This is a genomic window from Kitasatospora sp. NPDC054939 (assembly GCF_053610105.1).
Map to the genome: position 1 here is coordinate 1 of NZ_JBSGXP010000060.1, position 17,212 is coordinate 17,212.

18 protein-coding genes are annotated in these 17,212 nt (G+C 73.9%); 10 read left to right on the top strand and 8 right to left on the bottom strand.

The features are described from left to right. Window positions 1-194 precede the first annotated feature (194 nt). The gene (locus ACWGB8_RS18790) at window positions 195-1,838 is read right to left on the bottom strand and encodes a YVTN family beta-propeller repeat protein (protein ID WP_452214616.1); all 1,644 of its coding nucleotides are present in this window, start codon (window positions 1,836-1,838) and stop codon (window positions 195-197) included. A 722-nt stretch (window positions 1,839-2,560) separates the two neighbouring features. Here ACWGB8_RS18790 and ACWGB8_RS18795 point away from each other — a divergent pair. After that, window positions 2,561-4,231, top strand: a complete 1,671-nt coding sequence (locus ACWGB8_RS18795; RefSeq protein ID WP_452214655.1) for an MFS transporter — start codon at window positions 2,561-2,563, stop codon at window positions 4,229-4,231. Here the strand turns inward: ACWGB8_RS18795 and ACWGB8_RS18800 are convergent. Next, a complete protein-coding gene (locus tag ACWGB8_RS18800; RefSeq protein ID WP_452214617.1) occupies window positions 4,116-4,619 on the bottom strand; it encodes a hypothetical protein in 504 nt (167 codons plus the stop codon). The two genes, ACWGB8_RS18795 and ACWGB8_RS18800, sit on opposite strands and share 116 nt — an antisense overlap. A 284-nt stretch (window positions 4,620-4,903) precedes the next feature. Further along, window positions 4,904-5,968, bottom strand: a complete 1,065-nt coding sequence (locus tag ACWGB8_RS18805; RefSeq protein WP_452214618.1) for a hypothetical protein — start codon at window positions 5,966-5,968, stop codon at window positions 4,904-4,906. Between the two features lie 546 nt (window positions 5,969-6,514). On the opposite strand from ACWGB8_RS18805, the gene ACWGB8_RS18810 reads away from it, so the two are divergent. From ACWGB8_RS18810 to ACWGB8_RS18825, 4 genes are all read left to right on the top strand, one after another. After that, the gene (locus tag ACWGB8_RS18810; protein WP_452214619.1) at window positions 6,515-7,060 is read left to right on the top strand and encodes an AAA family ATPase; all 546 of its coding nucleotides are present in this window, start codon (window positions 6,515-6,517) and stop codon (window positions 7,058-7,060) included. 157 nt (window positions 7,061-7,217) lie between these two features. Continuing rightward, a complete protein-coding gene (locus ACWGB8_RS18815) occupies window positions 7,218-7,508 on the top strand; it encodes a hypothetical protein (protein WP_452214620.1) in 291 nt (96 codons plus the stop codon). Window positions 7,509-7,684: 176 nt separating this feature from the next. Then, on the top strand, window positions 7,685-8,173 hold the full coding sequence (locus tag ACWGB8_RS18820; RefSeq protein WP_452214621.1) for a ribonuclease domain-containing protein: 489 nt from the start codon (window positions 7,685-7,687) through the stop codon (window positions 8,171-8,173). Between the two features lies 1 nt (window position 8,174). Further along, window positions 8,175-8,717, top strand: coding sequence for a barstar family protein (locus ACWGB8_RS18825; protein WP_452214622.1), 543 nt, complete (start codon window positions 8,175-8,177; stop codon window positions 8,715-8,717). A gap of 46 nt (window positions 8,718-8,763) precedes the next feature. Here the strand turns inward: ACWGB8_RS18825 and ACWGB8_RS18830 are convergent, their stop codons facing one another. Next, window positions 8,764-9,981 (bottom strand): glycosyltransferase, encoded by a 1,218-nt coding sequence (locus tag ACWGB8_RS18830; RefSeq protein ID WP_452214623.1) that lies wholly within the window; start codon window positions 9,979-9,981, stop codon window positions 8,764-8,766. 341 nt (window positions 9,982-10,322) lie between these two features. After that, window positions 10,323-10,919, bottom strand: coding sequence for an MBL fold metallo-hydrolase (locus tag ACWGB8_RS18835; protein ID WP_452214624.1), 597 nt, complete (start codon window positions 10,917-10,919; stop codon window positions 10,323-10,325). A gap of 139 nt (window positions 10,920-11,058) precedes the next feature. Between ACWGB8_RS18835 and ACWGB8_RS18840 the strand changes: the two genes are divergently transcribed. Next, a complete protein-coding gene (locus ACWGB8_RS18840; protein ID WP_452214656.1) occupies window positions 11,059-11,967 on the top strand; it encodes a GlxA family transcriptional regulator in 909 nt (302 codons plus the stop codon). Window positions 11,968-12,017: 50 nt separating this feature from the next. Here the strand turns inward: ACWGB8_RS18840 and ACWGB8_RS18845 are convergent, their stop codons facing one another. Next, on the bottom strand, window positions 12,018-12,857 hold the full coding sequence (locus ACWGB8_RS18845) for a hypothetical protein (RefSeq protein WP_452214625.1): 840 nt from the start codon (window positions 12,855-12,857) through the stop codon (window positions 12,018-12,020). 56 nt (window positions 12,858-12,913) lie between these two features. Then, on the bottom strand, window positions 12,914-13,378 hold the full coding sequence (locus tag ACWGB8_RS18850; RefSeq protein WP_452214626.1) for a hypothetical protein: 465 nt from the start codon (window positions 13,376-13,378) through the stop codon (window positions 12,914-12,916). 209 nt (window positions 13,379-13,587) lie between these two features. Here ACWGB8_RS18850 and ACWGB8_RS18855 point away from each other — a divergent pair, with 209 nt between their 5' ends. Both ACWGB8_RS18855 and ACWGB8_RS18860 read left to right on the top strand, forming a co-directional pair. Beyond that, entirely contained in the window at window positions 13,588-14,880 is a 1,293-nt protein-coding gene (locus tag ACWGB8_RS18855) for an adenosylmethionine--8-amino-7-oxononanoate transaminase (RefSeq protein WP_452214627.1), read from the top strand. A gap of 138 nt (window positions 14,881-15,018) precedes the next feature. Next, window positions 15,019-15,375, top strand: a complete 357-nt coding sequence (locus ACWGB8_RS18860) for a VOC family protein (protein WP_452214657.1) — start codon at window positions 15,019-15,021, stop codon at window positions 15,373-15,375. 134 nt (window positions 15,376-15,509) lie between these two features. Here the strand turns inward: ACWGB8_RS18860 and ACWGB8_RS18865 are convergent, their stop codons facing one another. Beyond that, window positions 15,510-16,109, bottom strand: a complete 600-nt coding sequence (locus tag ACWGB8_RS18865; RefSeq protein WP_452214628.1) for a hypothetical protein — start codon at window positions 16,107-16,109, stop codon at window positions 15,510-15,512. A 110-nt stretch (window positions 16,110-16,219) separates the two neighbouring features. On the opposite strand from ACWGB8_RS18865, the gene ACWGB8_RS18870 reads away from it, so the two are divergent. Further along, the gene (locus tag ACWGB8_RS18870; protein WP_452214658.1) at window positions 16,220-16,546 is read left to right on the top strand and encodes a DUF7003 family protein; all 327 of its coding nucleotides are present in this window, start codon (window positions 16,220-16,222) and stop codon (window positions 16,544-16,546) included. Window positions 16,547-16,639: 93 nt separating this feature from the next. Further along, entirely contained in the window at window positions 16,640-17,161 is a 522-nt protein-coding gene (locus ACWGB8_RS18875) for an SMI1/KNR4 family protein (protein ID WP_452214629.1), read from the top strand. The last annotated feature ends 51 nt before the right edge of the window (window positions 17,162-17,212 follow it).

Genomic DNA, 17,212 nt, shown 5'->3' on the forward strand with positions numbered 1-17,212 from the left:
GACGAGGGCGCAACACTTTTCAACTCTGTTCTTGGTGTTGGTTTTTTTTTTTAATCTCCCACCGCACCGGGGCCCCTCCGTCGTTTGGTCGCGCCGCGGGGCCCGACGGTGCACCACGTACTACCTACCGCTCAGGGGGCCGCGTTGGGACGGCCCCGGGACGGCCCCGGGACGGCACCGGGACGGCACCGGGGTCACGAGCAGCTGATGAGGAGCGAGGTGGCGACGGAGCAGGTGCGGGTGGCCCTGTCGTTGGCCGGGGTCGGGTCCGCCGGGGTGCTCGCGGCACGGACCGCCGTCAGGGCGAAGGTCCGGCTGAGGTTGAGGAGGGAGACGTGGACGGAGACGTGCCGGGTGACGCTGCTGCCCACCGCCACCGGGCCGGGGATGTCACAGGTCAGCTTCCCCGCGGCGATGGTGCAGTCCGAGGAGGTGGCCGACAGGCCCGCCGGCAGGTCGGCGGTCACCTTGACCGAGGAGGCGTTCGCGGCGCCGTTGTTGGTCAGGGTGACGGTGTAGTCGACGCGGCCGGTGAGCAGTCCGCTGACGGGCTTGGCCGTGAGTGCCACCGCCAAGTCGGCGGTCGGTGCGACGTAGGTGAAGCGGGCGGCGGCGCCGACGGCGGAGGTTCCGCCCGGGGTGGTCACCCGTACGTCGACGGCTCCGGCGGCCGAGGAGGCCGGCGCGGTGGCGGTGCAGCTGGTGGCGGTGCAGGAGACATCGGTCGCGTTGCCGGCCGCGCCGAAGGAGATCGCCGTGGCACCGGCGAGGTCGGTGCCGGTGATGGTGACGGCGGTGCCGCCGGCCTGCGGGCCGGAGGCGGGGCTGACCGCGGTCACGGCGGGAACGGGCAGCGGAAAGCCGAGGACGGTCACGGAGTCACCGGTGAAGTCGGTGAGGTAGCCGCGGCGCCCGTCGGCGGTGAGGGCGAGTGTGAACGGGCTGGCCCCGACCGGCACGGTGGCCGAGACGGTCCTGGTCGCGACGTCGATGACGCTGACCGTGTCGTCGGCGTAGTTGGAGACGTACGCCTGCCGCCCGTCCGGGGAGAGGGTGACGGCGAAGGGGTTGGTGCCGACTGTCACGGTGTCGGTGACGGCGTTGGTGGCCGTGTCGACGATGCTGACGGTGTTGCCGTCGCCGTTGGAGGTCCACAGCCGGGAGCCGTCCGCACTGAGCGCGAGGCCGAAGGCTCCGTGGCCGATCGGCACATGGGCACTGACGGTGTTGGTCGCGGTGTCGATCACGTCGACGGCCTGGGCGCCGGAGGCGGCCACGTAGGCGCGGGCACCGTCCGGGGCGACCACGACGCCGTGCGGCTCGGCGCCGACGGGCACGGTGGCGGTGACCGTGGCGGTGGCGGTGTCGAGCACACTGACCGTGCCGGAGGCGGTGTTGCTCACGTACGCCCGGGCGCCGCCGGGCGCGAGCGCGACGCCGAACGGTTCGGCGCCCACGGGCACCGTCGCGGCGACCGTCCGGGTGGCGGTGTCCACCACGCTGACGGCGTTGTCCTGGTGGTGCGTCAGGTAGGCGCGGGCGCCGTCCGGTGCGAAGGCCACGGTGTAGGAGCCGCTGCCCGCCTGGAAGGTGCCCGTCACGGCGTTGGTCGCGGTGTCCAGCACGCTCACGACGCCCGTGTTCTGGCTGGTCACATAGGCCCGTGCACCGTCCGGTGCCACGGCGACGCCGGCCGGGTAGGGCTCCACCGGGATCGTGGCGTTCACCACCGGCGCGGGCGTCGCTGCCACGGCCGTGCCGGGCTGGATCACCAGGACGCCGGCGAACGTACCGCCGGCGACCAGGGCCGCAAGGGCCCGGGAGGAACGCAGTCTCACTGAACTCTCCAATTCGCAGGAAACGGACCACCCCCGTGGAACCACCTCGCCCCGGTCGACGCACCCATCAGTGGCATCACCGGGACCGCACGAAGCGTAGGGATGATGCTGACGAACCATCAGGAGTTGACGGAGATTGTCGTGAAATGTTCGACCTACGGAAAGGTTCCGATCGGAAGCAGTCAGCGGCCCGACAGGCACCCGAGCGGCCCGGGACACCGCCGCGGCAGCGGCACCGGCAGGTCGGCCAGCGCGCTGCCGCCCCCCGCCTCGAAGGGGACGCCGGGGTTCGCATCCGGAGGCGTGACCGCGGGCACGACCCCGGCCTGAGGGCCGGCACATGTCGAGCGCCACGGACTGCAACCGGGGGCCGCCTCATCGGGCCCGGCGGCAACCCGGGAGGGTGTCGACGCGGGCTCCGCAGCTGGGACCCCCGCGACACCCAGGCATACATGGGGACGGTGACCCTTGACGTCGCCCGGATCGCTGCCCTCGCGCCCGGCGAGGTACTGACGGACCGGGGCCCGAAGACCCGGGAGTCCTTCGAGAAGGACGCCCGGACGGCCTGCTGATCCCGCCGACGCGGACGGGACCGGCAGGATCGCGGCGGCCCCGCGCGAGCGCCCCCGACCGCCTGACTGGAGGTGCGGGGGCCGTCACGCGCCGCGATCGTGGTCGGTATGAACCCGAGAACCGAGTCCGTGCCCTCCCGCCCCGGCGGGATGGCGGGTGGGGGCGCGAACGAGCGGCTCGCTCTGGTCGCGATGATGTTCGCCGTCGCGATGACCTTCATCGACCAGACGATCGTCTCGATCGCCGCGCCGGACATCACCCAGGAGCTGCGGCTCTCCTCCTCCGGGATGCGCTGGGTGGTGAACGCCTACCTGCTCTCCCTCGCGGCGTTCTTCGCGCTCGGCGGACGGCTGGCGGATCTGCTGGGGCACCGGCGGATGGTGCTGGTGGGCACGGTGGTGTTCGTGGTCTCGTCGGCGATGTGCGGGCTGGTGCCGTCGGGTGACGGCGCGCTGACCTGGCTGGTCTGCTTCCGCGCCCTGCAGGGGCTGGGGGCGGCGCTGATGTTCCCGGCCGCGCTGGCCGTGGTGATCACGGTGTTCCCGGTGGAGCGGCGCGGTGCGGCGCTGGCGCTGTTCTTCGGGGTGTCCGGCGCGCTGACGGCGATCGGTCCGCTGCTCGGCGGCTGGCTGACCGACTGGACCTGGCGTGCCATCTTCTGGGTGAACGTGCCGGTGGCCGTGGTCGCCGTCGTCCTCACCCTGATGGCGCACATCAGGGACGTACCGCGCCGCGAGCCGCTCGACGTGACGGGGGCCGTCCTGGTGGCGCTGGGCATGGCGCTGAGCGTGCTGGGACTCCAGCAGGCGCCGACCTGGGGGTGGACGAGCGTCGCGACCTGGGCGTGCCTCGTGGGCGGCGCCGCCGTCCTGGCGCTGTTCGGCGTGTTCGAGCTGCGTCAGGGCCATCCGCTGGTGAAGCTGCGGGTGTTCGCGGACCGGGCGTTCGCCGCCGACAACGCGGTGCTGTTCTTCGCGATGCTGGCCTTCGTCCCGGTGTTCTTCTTCGCCTCGGTGTACGCGCAGGTCTCGCTCAGTGCCTCGCCGAACCAGGCGGCGCTGTACCTGCTGTACTTCTTCGCCGGGTTCGCGATCGCCTCGCAGTGGGGCGGGCGGATCCTGGACAAGCGGGGGGCCCGTCCGGCGATGAAGATCGGCACGATCGTGGGCGCCGTCGGCTTCGCACTCTGGGCCGACAAGCTCACCCACCTCTCCATGCACGACCAGTGGCCGTACGCGGCGCTGGCCGGCGCCGGTATCGGCTTCCTGCTCGCGCCGGCCTCGACCGACGCCGCCAACCGTGCCATCGACGCCTCGTACGGGGAGGTCACCGGCATCACCCAGACGGTCCGCAACTACTCCGCGGCGCTGGGCATGGCGGTGTTCGGCACGGTCCTCACCCACGTGACCGTGGACCGGGTGGACGAGACGCTCCGCGGCAAGGGGCTGCCGGCGGCCGAGGCGCAGAGCGCGGCCGAGGAGGTGGCCCAGCTGATCGCGGGCCAGGGCGACGGCCGGGCCCCGACCGGCACCGGCCCGGTCGCCGAGGCCGTGCAGGGTTCGCTGCGGGACATCCAGCTCGACTTCGCGGAGGCCAACCAGGTCGTGTTCTACGGCATGGCCGGCGCCCTCGCGGTGGCGTTCTTCTGTGCGCTCCTGCACCCGGGCACCCCGCCCCGCCCCGCCCCGCCCCGCCCCGCCCCGGTCAGTCGAGGCGGACCTGGCCGCCGCGGTCCAGCTGGTCGAGGAAGCCCCAGGACGCCTCGTTGTTGCGCAGGTTCGGGGTCAGGTTGCCGCCGCGGCCGCCGGGGACGTAGTTGACGTCGCCGTAGAACCACGGGTAGACCCAGACGCCGAGCGTGGAGTTGGTGGCGTTCTCCACGGAGGCGGCGTTGTTGCGGACCTTCTGGCCGTAGCCGGCCGAGCCGTAGGCGTCCTTCTTCCAGAAGGTCTCGGCGATCTCGCCGTCCTGCACCGTGTACTCCATCGTCATGGCGCCCTCGGCATCCGGGGAGTAGTAGATGCAGACGGTGACGTAGGCGCCGTTGCTGTCCTTGCAGCGGACGGGGTTGCTCCAGGTGCTCCACCCGTTGATCCAGGTGGCGGTGTCGGCGTTGGCGGGGCCCGCGCCGGTGAGCATGGTGGTGCCGGCGATGGCGAGGGCGGCCGCGCCGGTGGCCAGGCGGCGGCCGGTGGTCTTCAGCTTCATCGGGAGGTGTGCTCCTTCTGGGTGTCGGATCGGGTGGGTATCCGATCGGATCGGTGTCGGATCGGGTATCCGACCGGATCGGTGTCGGATCGGGTGGGTGTCGGATCGGAGTGGTGTCCGGTTCCGCCCGGCGGGCCGGGCGCGGCGGCGAACGCCGGGGCCGCCGGGGTGGCGGGCCCGGCAACTCCCCGTCCGCCGTCGGGACGGGCGGGGGCGCATGGGACGGCCGGGAGTGGCCGGTGGTGGGCCAGGGGTGGCCGGGTGATCCGTGGAATCGGGAACGGTCAGGGGCGGGCCGGTTCGCTGGACGACCAGTCGTGGCCCAGCAGCCGGGTGAGCGCGGCCCGCTCGGCCTCCAGGGACGCCTTGACCGTCGCCAGTTCGTTCGCGCGCCGGGTGATCGCCGCGTTCTGCAGGGTGGACTCGGCGGCGAACCAGATGCCCGCCAGGTTGGTGCGGCGCTTGCACCCGGCGTCCGCCACGGCCTGGGCGATCTCCGCGGCGCTCGGGTCCGGGTCCTTCATCGACGGCACCGCGGCGGGCGCCTTCAGCGGGTCTGGGGTGTCGAAGCCCTGCTCCTTCATGCAGCCCGCCCAGGCGGTCACGGCGGCGACCACCTCGGGGGCGGAGCGCGACTCGGTGAAGCTCGCCGCCTTGATGTCCGTCACCACCCCCTGCAGTCCGCTCCCTGGTCCCTGCGGACCGCCCGCCGCGCCCGGCAGGACCCGGTCAAGCTCCGCGAAGCAGCCGCCCTCGGGCATCGGCCTGCCCCGGAAGGAGGTCACCCGGGACCCGCGTGCCGGATCGATGCCGAGCAGCGCGGTCTGCGCGGCCACCGGCAGGGCGGAGAGCGCGATCGGCCGGTCGGCCGCAGGCGCGTCACCGGAGAGCCGGGGGACGTGGTAGCCCCAGCGGGCGGCGGACTCGGCGTCGGTGATGCCGTAGCGGCGGTTCATCACGGTGAAGGCCGCGGTACCGGGACTGTCCGGCCCGGGCTGGGCCGGCACCGGGTGCTTGAGCCCATACCGCTTCATGCACGAGCCGGTCGCGGCCTTGCGCACCCAGTCGAACTGCACCGACTGGAGCGGCGTCAGCATGAACTGCTCGATCGGCAGGTGCAGTTCCGCGGCCACCGCCTCGGCCGAGGGCGTGGCCACCGGCCCGGTGGGCGGCGGCACGATCGCCGCCGCGCTCGGCCGGCCGGGCTTGGCTGGCGCACCGGCGCAACCACCGAGGACGGCGGCCGCGGCCACCAGCACCGAGGCCGGAACGAGGGCCCGGCGGACCCCGGCGCGAGGACGGCAGCGCCCCGGGCTCGGGTCCCGGTGCGGCGGCGTGGCGGACGGCATGGCGGATCGCTCCCTGGTGCGGAGGTGACGGAGGTGCCCCGCACCGTCCGACTCATGACGCGGCATGAGGTGGCATGACGTGGCATGACGTGGCATGACGTGCCGTGACGCGACGTGGCACGACGTCGCATCGCACGGGGCGGAGGAAGGGGCTGCGCGGCCGGTTCGGGGCCGAGCGGATGCCAGCGTAGGTCGGCCGGTACCCCCGGTGATCACGCCCGGATGCCGGCCCACCGCGGACCACCGCGTCCCACCCCCGCTGAGCTGCGCTGTGGGACGCCGTCTCGCATCCGGTTGGAGACGTCCCACGGCAGCGCCCCACGGGCGCGGGCCGGCGGGGACGGTCCCGCGGAGCCCTCCCCGGAGCCGTCCCACGGGGCCCTCGCGGCGACGACTCCGCCCGTTCGGGAGGTCCGACCGCGCGCCGGGGGAACCACCGGTCCACCGGTTCGCCTCCGTACTCATGACGCGGCCCTGACCACGACGGCAGTCGACGGTCCCGCCCGGGCCGCGGGGAGAGACCCGACCGGAGGAGAGCGAGACCCTGTGATCGTCTGGATCAACGGCCCGTTCGGCGGCGGCAAGACCACGCTCGCCAAGGCCATGCTGGAAACCCTGCCCGACGCCGTCCTGTTCGACCCCGAGTGGGTGGGCTACGTCCTGCGCGGGACCTTCCCGGGCAAGCGCCGGGACTTCCAGGACTTCCCGGCCTGGCCGCCCCTGGTCGCCGAGTTCGCGATCCGCTGTCACGAGGAGAACGACAGCCGCCCGGTCGTCGTCCCGATGACCCTGTTGCGCCGTGACTACGCCGTCGCGATCCACTCCCGCATCCGGACGGCCGGGGTCCCGCTGCGCCACCTGCTGCTGCACGCCGACGCCGCCGTGGTCGGCGCCCGCATCGAGGGCAGCACGGAGTGCCCGGGCGACGAGGCGGCCAGCGAGCAGGTCCGCGCCTTCCGACGGAGCAGACTCGGCGACTACACGGAGGCGTACGGGCAGTGGCTCGCCGCCGACGCCGCCGTCATCGACACCACCCACCTGACGCCCGACCAGGTCGCCGCCCGGGCCACGGGCCTCGTCGCCGCCCGGTAGGGACTCCGCACCCCCGCTCGAACGGGCGGGGGCCGGGCAGGGGCGAATCCCGTTGTGCATCGCCGTCGGATCGCGTAGCAAGTCCGGTTCGCCGTCACGGGTGATCCGGCGGGACGGCTCCGGACCGTCGGCCGGGTGCTCGCCTCGACCCCTCGCGGTGGCCCGTGCGCACGCGCGGGTGACCGGCGACGCCAGCCTGGCCCTCCGGGTGTACCACGACATCCTGGACCGGGGGCCCGGGGTGCCCTGGAGCCGGATCGAACTCGCGGCGCTGCACGGGGTGGTGGACCTCGGCCCCGCCGCCCGCACGCCGGCACCGCTGCTGCGGGCCTGCCGGGACCGGGACGAGCGGATCACCGGCAACGGCGGCGGCGGGCGCAGCATCGCGCTGGACGACGAGGTACGGGAGCTGGCCGGGGCCGTGCTGACCGCCCTGCCGCCGGGCTGACCCCGACCGAACCGACCCCGCCCGAACCGACCCCGAGCGGAAGGCCCGCCCGAGCGGCCCACTGGGCTGTTCGGGCGGGCGTCCGGTCGTGGCCCGCCCGGTCGGCCGGGGCCGGGCGGGAGCGCGTGGTACCCCTGCTGTGCACCCGCGCCCGCCCTGCACCGAAAGGGGTACCGATGGCCGTTTCCCGTACCGTTCGCCGCCTCGCCGAGGCCGCCGCCGCACTCGTGCTCGCCGCCTCCGTCGTCCCCGGCCCGGCCTGGGCCTCCCCCGTCATCGGAACCGCGGCCGGCAGCACAGCCGGAACCACGGCCGCAGCCGCCGGCGGTCGCGCGGTCCTCGAACCCTCGTGGCCCGTCGAGGACTTCCCGCCGCAGGTCGACCGGGCCTGCCTCATCTGGCGCGAGCTCGGCTGGCCCACCAGCCGGCGGGCGGTGGACTTCCGCATTCCCGGCCCGGAGTTCATCCGCGGCAGCAACCCGTACGGGAACCGCAGCGGCGACCTGCCGGCCGGCGGCGCCTACCACGAGTACGACGTCAACCCGCGCCCGGCGCCGACCACCCACCGCGACGCCGAGCGACTGGTCCGCGACGAGGCCACCGAGCAGGTGTGGTACACCGCCGACCACTACGCCAACTTCCGCGAGATCGGCAGCGGTTGCTGACATGACGGACGGCTCCGGCCCCGAGGTCGCGTTCACCACCCGCTGGGACCTCGTGCCGGGCCGTACGTGGGCCGGGTTCGCCGCCGCCGACCGGCAGCTGCGCCTCGTCCACGGCGGACGCTGTCGCACCCGGGCCGCGCTCTTCGACGAGTGGGCCCGGGTGCTCGGCTTCCCCGACTACTTCGGCCGCAACTGGGACGCCTTCGAGGAGTGCCTCGCGGACACCCTCCGTCCGCCCGGCGGCGGGGAGACCGGGCCCCTGCTGGTGCTGGTCTCCGCCGCCGAGGGACTGCTCGCCGACGAGCCGCCCGCCCAACTCGCCACGCTCCTGGCTGTCCTGGACGCGGTGGCGACCGCCGGGAGTAACACCCCCGCTCCCCCGCTGCGCGTACTGTTCGTCTCCGACCCGGGCGCCGAACCCGCAGCCGCTGCGGGTGCCGAACCCGCCACCACCACCGCTACCGGCACCGGCACCGGTCCGGGCCCCCGGGCAGCCGTGACGGCCGCCGAGCGGCGGCTGCGGGCGGCCGGCGAGGCGATCTGACCGGCACCGGAGCCCCGCCAGCACCTCGTCGGCACTCCCCAGAGGATCAGCCGGCCTGCTCCAGCAGCAGCTTCGCGGCCACTGCCGCCCCGTCCGCACGGAACGCCTCCGCCACGGCCACGGCCCGCTCACCCGTGCCAGGGGCCAGGGCGACGCCGAGCGCGGCCGACAGGGACTCGACGGTCGGCGTCGGCCCGTCGTGTGCCGCCCCGATGCCCAACTCGGCGACCCGCGCGGCGAAGTACGGCTGGTCCGCGCCCTGGGGCACCACCACCTGCGGCGCGCCGGACCAGGTGGCGGTCGTCGTGGTGCCCGCCCCGCCGTGGTGCACGACCGCGGCCACCCGGCGGAACAGCGCCTGGTGGTTGACCTCGCCGACGACGAAGCAGTCGCCCCGGTCGTCGACCAGCGTCAGGTCGGCCCAGCCGCGTGAGAGCACCGCCCGCCGGCCCTGCGCGCGGACCGCTTCGACGGCCGCCCGGGCGACCTCGGCCGGATCGGGCACCGGGATGCTGCCGAAGCCGACGTACACCGGCGGATCACCGGCGTCCAGGAACGCCACCAGGTCGGCGGGGAGCGGGCGTTCGTCCGGCAGGACCCAGGCCCCGGTCTGGACGACGTCGAGTTCCGCCGGCTGCACCCAGGGGGCCAGCACCGGGTCCGCGGCCAGCCACGGGCGGTCGGTGAAGACGTGGTCGCGGACGTCGTCCACGGGCGGCAGGCCGATCGAGAGCCGGTGGCCGTTGACCGCCTCCCCGAACACGTCCTGCGCGTCCCGGGCGTCGCGTTCCCACAGCTCCCGGTTGTCGGTCACCCCGGGCGGGAGCGGGCGGCCCGGGCGCGGCATCGGCGGGTGGTGCGGCGAGGGCAGGCTCACCGGCTGGTAACTCGCGTACACGTAGCGGATGCCCAGCTTCTCGGCCGCCGCCTTCACCCCGGCCACGGCCGGGACCAGTCCGGTCGCCACCAGTACCTCGCAGCCCTCGGCCGCCGCGGAGACGTTCTCGTAGAACGCGGCGACCAGCTCGGCGGCCCGCTTGGGCACGCCGCCCGGCGTCGGCGGCACCTTGCCGGTCACCAGGTCGCGCACCGACATTCCGGTCGGGACCATCTCGACGCCGACGCCGGCCAGCCGCTTCGCGAACTCCTCGTCCGGCGGCGCGCAGACCCGCACCTCCGCACCGAGGTCGCGCAGTCGCACCGCGAGCCCCACCAGCGGCTCGACGCCGCCCCGCGAATCGTAGGCCGCCAGCAACACGCGCATCTCGTGACTCTCTTTCCCCTCGGGTTCCGGCTTCAAGAGATGATTGTGCGTCACCCCGGGGATCTTGCCGCAAGCCCCGGGGGGCGCTATAGCTTGGGGATGGCGGCGGAGCGCTACGGCAGCTCGGGGTTCCAGGCCACCGGGCGGTCGAACACCCGCCGGTCGGCGTCGAGCTTCAGGGACTCCGAAGAGGAACCCGTCGGCCCCGTCGAGGGCGGTCTCCGCCGGCAGCGGCTGCCCGTCACCCGCGGTGAGCCGGGCGTCGTAGGGGTGGACCGCGATCTCCTGGAGCCGGTGCCGGGCGACGGCGGCGCAGGTCTGCACCGACGGGCCCGGACGGTTCACCGCGGGGTGGTGGCGGCCGGCCGGAACGGCGCACCGTGGCCGGGGACGATCAGGTCCGCGGCGGCCAGGACGCGTTCGCGGGAGGCGCGCAGGACCTCGCGGTCCGGGGCGACGGGGTCGTCGGCCGGCCCCTCGGCGTGCCACCAGAGGTCGCCGGCGAAGGCCACCACGCCGGTGTCGGTGCCGGCCAGCAGCGTGATGTCCTCGGCGCTGTGGCCCGGGGTGCGGATCAGGCGCAGCGAGGGGGTGAGTTCGTAGCCCTCGGCGTCCCGGTTGCGCCACTGGTCGCCGAGGTACTCGACCTTGTGGTCGTGCACCCGGGCCCGCTCGAAGAGGCCGGCGTTCATGGTGTTGTCCGGGTGGTGGTGGCTGAGCACCACGTCGGTGATGTCGTCGGGGCCGAGGCCCAGTTCGGCGAGCGGGCCGAGGATGTCGTCGCGGCTGGCCACCATGCCGGGGTCGAAGATGACGTGCCGGCCGGCGTCGGAGACGTAGGAGACGGTGGCGGCGACGCCGGGGCCGGTGGAGCCCACGTAGCCGGTGGTGAGGACTGCGTATGCGGCGCTGCGGCCGAGCGGTGCGTCGTTGTTCATGGGATCGATCCTGCCGGGCCGGCGGGTCTGCCGACAGTGGCAGTGATGCCTGTGATCGCAGGATTCGTGCCAGCCGTGCGAGACTGCTGCCGTGTCGCCTTTCGTGAACGTCGCCGCCTACGTGCCGCCCGGCGTCGGCATGCTCGCCGTCGGGATCGTCGCCGAGGTGTTCGGCCCGCTCGGTGAGGGCCTGCCGCAGTTCGACTTCGCCCTGTGTGCCGAGCGGCCCGGCCAGGTGCCCACGGACTGCGGGGTGCCGCTCGCCATCACGCACGGGCTGGACCGGCTCGCCTCCGCCGACCTGGTGCTCGCGCTGCCGTGGACGGGCTTCCGCACCCCGCCCGGCCCCGCCGTCCTGGCGGCGCTGACCGCCGCGCACGAACGCGGGGCGCTGCTCGCCGCGCACTGCGTCGGTACCTTCGCGCTCGCCGCGACCGGGCTGCTCGACGGCCGGCGGGCGACCACGCACTGGCGGTTCACGGGTGAACTGGCCCGGCGGTACCCGGAGGTGGCGGTCGAGGGCGACGCGCTCTACATCGACGAGGGGCGGATCGTGACCGGCGCGGGCGCCGCCGCGGGTTTCGACCTCTGTCTGCACCTGCTGCGGCGGGAGCACGGCGCGGCAACGGCGAACGCCATCGCCCGGGGCATGGTGCTGCCCTCGCACCGGGACGGCGGGCAGGCCCAGTACCTGGCTGCGCCCGTCCCCCAGGACTGCGAGGACGAGCGGCTCGGCGAGGTGCTGGCCTGGGCCCGCGCGAACCTGCACGAGCCGCTCCCGGTCGCGGAGTTGGCGCGGCGGGCGATGATGAGCAAGCGTTCCTTCGCCCGCCGCTTCACCGCCGCGACCGGCACCACCCCGCACGCCTGGCTGAGCAGCATGCGGCTGACCCGGGCCGAGGAACTGCTGGAGACCACCGAGCTGCCCGTCGAGGAGATCGCCCGGCTGGTCGGCTACGGGAGCACGGCCGTGCTGCGGGAGCGGTTCGTCCGCCGCCGGGGAGTGCCGCCGCGCACCTACCGGCGGTCCTTCACGGGCACCCCGTAGGGGGCGCGGCCGCCGGGGGCCGCCGGCTACCCGGGGCTACCGGGAGCCCCTCAGAAGAGGTCCGTCTGGTGGTCGCGCCAGGTGTACCAGGGGCCGGACAGGTGGGTGTAGGTGTTGCGGGAGCCCGCCGTCGGCCCGTTGGGGAGATGCGCGAAGCCGGTGCCCTCGATGAGGTTCCCGGAGTCGATGTGGAGGTGCACGCCCTCCGGGCGCTTGTCCACGACGGTCACCCGGTAGGGGCCGATCCACTCCGGCCGGAACCCGCGCAGTTCGCCCGACGGCACCGCGGGGTCGGCGGCCGTCCGCTCCACGAAGGCGGTGAGGGCCGGGCGGCCGAGCGCGAACCGGGCCTGCTTCGGGACGTCGGCGACCAGCAGGCCGGCCGTGGCGGCCACCAGTAGCGGCACCACGGCCCACCGCCGGCGCCCCACCACGGCGGGCCGCTCCCGGCGGTCGGCACGGATCTCACGGGCGAACCAGACCGCCGGGAGCAGCAGTGCGCCGGCCAGTGCCACCGTCATGGTGCCGGTGTCGTACACCGGCAGGCTGAACGCCGTCAGGAACGCCGCGCAGACGAGGGCGCAGCCGACCAGCGCGGAGTTGCCCGGCGCACCGATCCGGTGGCGGTCGCGGTGGGCCAGGACGCCGAACGCCAGGAGGTAGGCCACGCCGGCCGCTGCGGCGACGGCCGACGGGCGGAGGCCGTCGGGCAGGGCGACCATCAGTGCCGTCCCCACGACCCAGACGGGCGCCAGGACGAGGGCGGCGGCGGCCAGGCCGAGCAGGGGCATCGAGGTGACGAGCGCGACGGCGGAGCCGAACGCGACCGGTCCGCGGTACCCGTCGACGAAGAGACTGCGCATCAGACGCGCCGGCAGTGCTGTGATCATGGATGGGTTCTACCAGACCACCGCGCCGGACCGTCGGCGGGCGTCCCGGCTCCGCGTCAGAACGGGAAGCCCTCCGCGAGGCCGTACAGCAGGAACGAGGACACCAGCAGCAGGCCGAGAGCCGCCAGGGCCGCCCGCCGCCACCGGGGGACGGTGGCGAGCGCGACGAGTCCGGGACCGCAGGCGAGTGCGGCGAGGTTCGGCGCGTCGGTCTCCGGGTAGCCGTGCGCCGAGAGCGGGCCGAGGATCGCCAGGACGTACGCCTGCAGGGCGAAGCTCGTCGGCACGGTGGCCGTCCGCGGACCGAGCCCGAGCAGGCGCAGCGCGACGACGAACACCGGAACGGTCACGGCGACCCAGACGGCGATCCCGATGAGCGGGTAGGGCGGCAGGCAGAGCGAGGCGGTGTCGGCACACAGGCGGGCGCTCTCCTGCTCGGCCCACTGCCACAGCCCGGTCGCCAAACCGCCGGTGAGGACGCCGGTGAGGGCGGCGCCGGCCACCGCGTAGGCCCTGTTCATGCGTCTGATCTCCCCGTTTCGGGTGTCGTCGGTGGGCGTCGGGCGTCCGGCACCCGACGCCCGACGCACAGTAGACACTGTCTACTCCATCTGGTAGACAGAGTCCAGGCGGATGATCAAGGTGCTGCCGGGGGGCGCCCGATGGCGTTCCGCACCCCGGCCGGCCCGCGCAGAGTCCGCACCACCCTCGGACGAAGGAGCCCAGCCCCGTGTCAGTCGAGCACCTCATCGACCGCGACATGCGCCACGTCTGGCACCCGTACGCCCCCATGCCCGCCACCGAGCGCCCGCTCGTCGTCGACTCCGCCCAGGGCGTCCGGCTCCGCCTCGCCGCGCCGTACGAGGGGGTGGACGAGGTGATCGACGCGATGTCCTCCTGGTGGGCCGCCGTCCACGGGTACCGCCACCCCGTCCTGGACGACGCCGTACGCCGCCAGCTCGACCGGATGAGCCACGTCATGTTCGGCGGGCTCACCCACGAACCGGCCGTCGAACTCGCCACCCGGCTGGTCGAGATCACCCCGGACCCGCTGGAGCACGTCTTCCTCTGCGACTCCGGCTCGGTCGCGGTGGAGGTCGCCGTCAAGATGTGCCTGCAGTACTGGCGTTCCGTCGGCCGGCCCGGCAAGACCAAGCTGGCCACCTGGCGCGGCGGCTACCACGGCGACACCTTCACGCCGATGGGCGTCTGCGACCCCGAGGGCGGCATGCACCGCATGTGGTCGGGCGTGCTCAAGCCGCAGGTGTTCATGGACCGCCCGCCGGCCGGCTTCGACGCCGGGGTCGACCCCCGCTACGCCGAGCACCTCGAGGACGTCATCGAGCAGCACGCGGACGAACTCGCCGCCGTCATCGTGGAACCGGTCTGCCAGGGCACCGGCGGCATGCGCTTCCACGACCCCGGCTACCTCCGGGTGCTGCGCGAGGCCACCCACGCCAACAACGTGCTGCTGATCTTCGACGAGATCGCCACCGGCTTCGGCCGCACCGGCGCGATGTTCGCCGCCGACCACGCCGGCGTCGCCCCCGACGTGATGTGCGTCGGCAAGGCCCTCACCGGCGGCTACCTGTCGATGGCCGCCACCCTGTGCACCGCCGAGATCGCCGACGGCATCCGGCGCGGTGAGTTCCCCGCACTGGCCCACGGGCCGACGTTCATGGGCAACCCGCTCGCCTCCGCCGTCGCCTGCGCCTCGATCGACCTGCTGCACGGCCAGGACTGGCAGGGCAACATCCGGCGCATCGCCGACCGGCTGGAACACGCCCTCGCCCCCGCCCGGAACGTCCCCGGCGTCCAGGACGTGCGCGTCCTCGGCGCCGTCGGCGTCATCCAGCTCGACCACCAGGTCGACATCCGGACCGCCACCGACACCGCCCTGCGCCACGGCGTCTGGGTCCGCCCGTTCCGCGACATGATCTACACCATGCCGCCCTACGTCTCCACCGACGACGACCTCGCCGCCATCGGCCGCGCCCTCACCGCCGCCGCCCGCACCGCCTGAGCCGGCCCGCCCGGCCGAACGCGCCCTGCCTCCCACGGACCCTTCGGCATCGACCCGTTCGAACACCCGCCCACCGTAGGGTGTGCAGTGCCGAGCACCGTCGACCACCTGGAGGAAGCCGTGCCCGCACCCCTGCAGATGAGGCTGTGCGCGATCACCCTGGACTGCGCCGACCCGGTGGCGCTCGCAGCCTTCTACCAGGAGGCCACCGGTCTCGACCCCCACCCGAAATCCGATGCCGAGTTCGCCGGCCTCAACGGGGCGGACGGGCTCTTCCTCGGGTTCCAGCGGGTCGACGGCTACCGGGCGCCCGACTGGCCCGGCCAGACCGTCCCCCAGCAGCTGCACCTCGACTTCACCGTCGACGACCTGGACGAGGCGGAGGCCCGGCTGCTGGAACTGGGCGCCACCAGGGCCAACCCCCAACCGCAGCCCGACCGCTGGCGGGTGCTCCTCGACCCGGCCGGGCACCCCTTCTGCCTGACCAGGAGCTGACCGCCGCTCACCCAAGCGGGAGGCACCGGCAGGAAATTCTTCGTCACCATACGGTGGGGGCACCCCACCTGCGGCCTCGTTCGCCGAAGAATCTCCTGTTCCGCTCCTCGCAACGCGGACCCCTCCGCCGACCGTCAGCGCGGGACGAGCCGGTCGATCTCCGCCACGGTCAGGCGTAACACCTCCCGGGCCTGCGCCTCCGGGAGGCGCCCGTTGAACCGGATCTCGACGAGGTACTGGCCGTAGCGCAGCCAGCCGAACCACCGTACGCACCCCTCGCCGTCGGGCCCGGAGGTGAAGCAGAGGTACGACTGCTCGTCCGCCTCCGGGCTGCCCTCCACCGCCAGCGCAGTCGGCCGCACCCCGTCCCGGTTGTGCCTGCGCCCGGGCGAGTTGAGGCGGTAGGCGATCCAGGCCCAGGTCGGCGACTCCAGCCGGATCACCGTCTGGAAGAACCCGTCCGTACCCAGGTCCCCGCCGGCTCGCTGGAAGGCCCGTTCCAGCCGGGCCTCCAGACCCCGCACCCCCGGATCGCCCGGATCGCGCTCCATCACCCGCGCCCACGGCCCTGGCGGCGGCGGGGCCTCCAGCAGGAGGCGCCGCGGCGGCGAGTCCCCACGCCACTGGCCCGCGAACGGAAGGTTCCAGGCCAGCACGCCGGCGATCAGCACCAGCACACCGGCACCGACGAGCAACCGACCGAGCCGCAGCCGCGAGCGCGGGTTCCGTCTCATGCCTCCACGGACGCCACGCCCGGCCCTCCGGTTGCCGTGCCCAACCGGAACCATCGGCGCAGCAGAACATCGACCCGGCGGGCGCCGAGGAGTACGTCGGCGGCGCCCCCCTGCTCGTACGCGGCACCGCGCCGGCGGTCGACGCCGGATCCGGCACACCGCTGGCGGAGGTCTTCCGCCGACTCGTGCCCGAGCACCGGGCGTTGCTGCTCGCCGACGAGGCGGAGCTGCGCTCCAGGATCCCCGCCGACCTGCCGGTCCTGCTGCGGTTGGACGCGTGGCACCAGCCCGACGACTTCGCGGAGACCCCGCCCAGCGAGCACGAGGGCTTCCGGATGATCGCGGAGGTCCTGGACTCCGGCGACCCCACCCGGTACCGGCCGACCGTACCGGCCAACACCCACTGGCCCCACTGGCCCGAGGCGGGCACCCTGTAGTCCCGACCACGCCGCCGCAGCGTCGGCACGCCCGCCACCGTACGAGCACTCCCCCGTGTCGTACCGGCCCGACCCGCACGCAGGAGCCCGGGCATGGCAACACTTCCGGAGATCGCGGCCCTGTTGGGCGAGCCCCGGTTCAACTGGTCGGACCCGGCACCGTGGACCGACCTGGAGCGGGAACTCGGCCTCGCGTTCCCGGCGGACTTCCGGGAGATCGTCGACGCCTACGGCTCGATCACGGTCAACCAGCAGCTGTACCTCACCCACCCCGCCGGTCATCTGCTGCACAGCCTGGGCAAGGACATCGAGCTGGATCTCGAACTCTGGCGCGACGAGGACATGGTCGAGTACCTGCCCAGCCCGGTGGGGGTGAACCCCGGAGAGCTGATGCCGGTGGCCTCGGCCACCACCGGCGAAGCGGTCTTCCTCCTCGTTCCCGACGGGCCGTCCGCGCCGTGGCGCATCGTGGTCCAGGAGTTCGACAGCCCAGCCTGGACCCTCCACGAACTGACCTTCAGTGACTGGTTCCTGGCCTATCTCATGGGCGAGGACGTGACGGTGTGCTCGCGCACCCTCGCCCCCGACGGCCCGACCTACGAGTTCCTGCCCTGACGGTCTGCACCGCCGGCAGTTCCCGCCCCGAGGGGGGTACCCCGCGCTCCC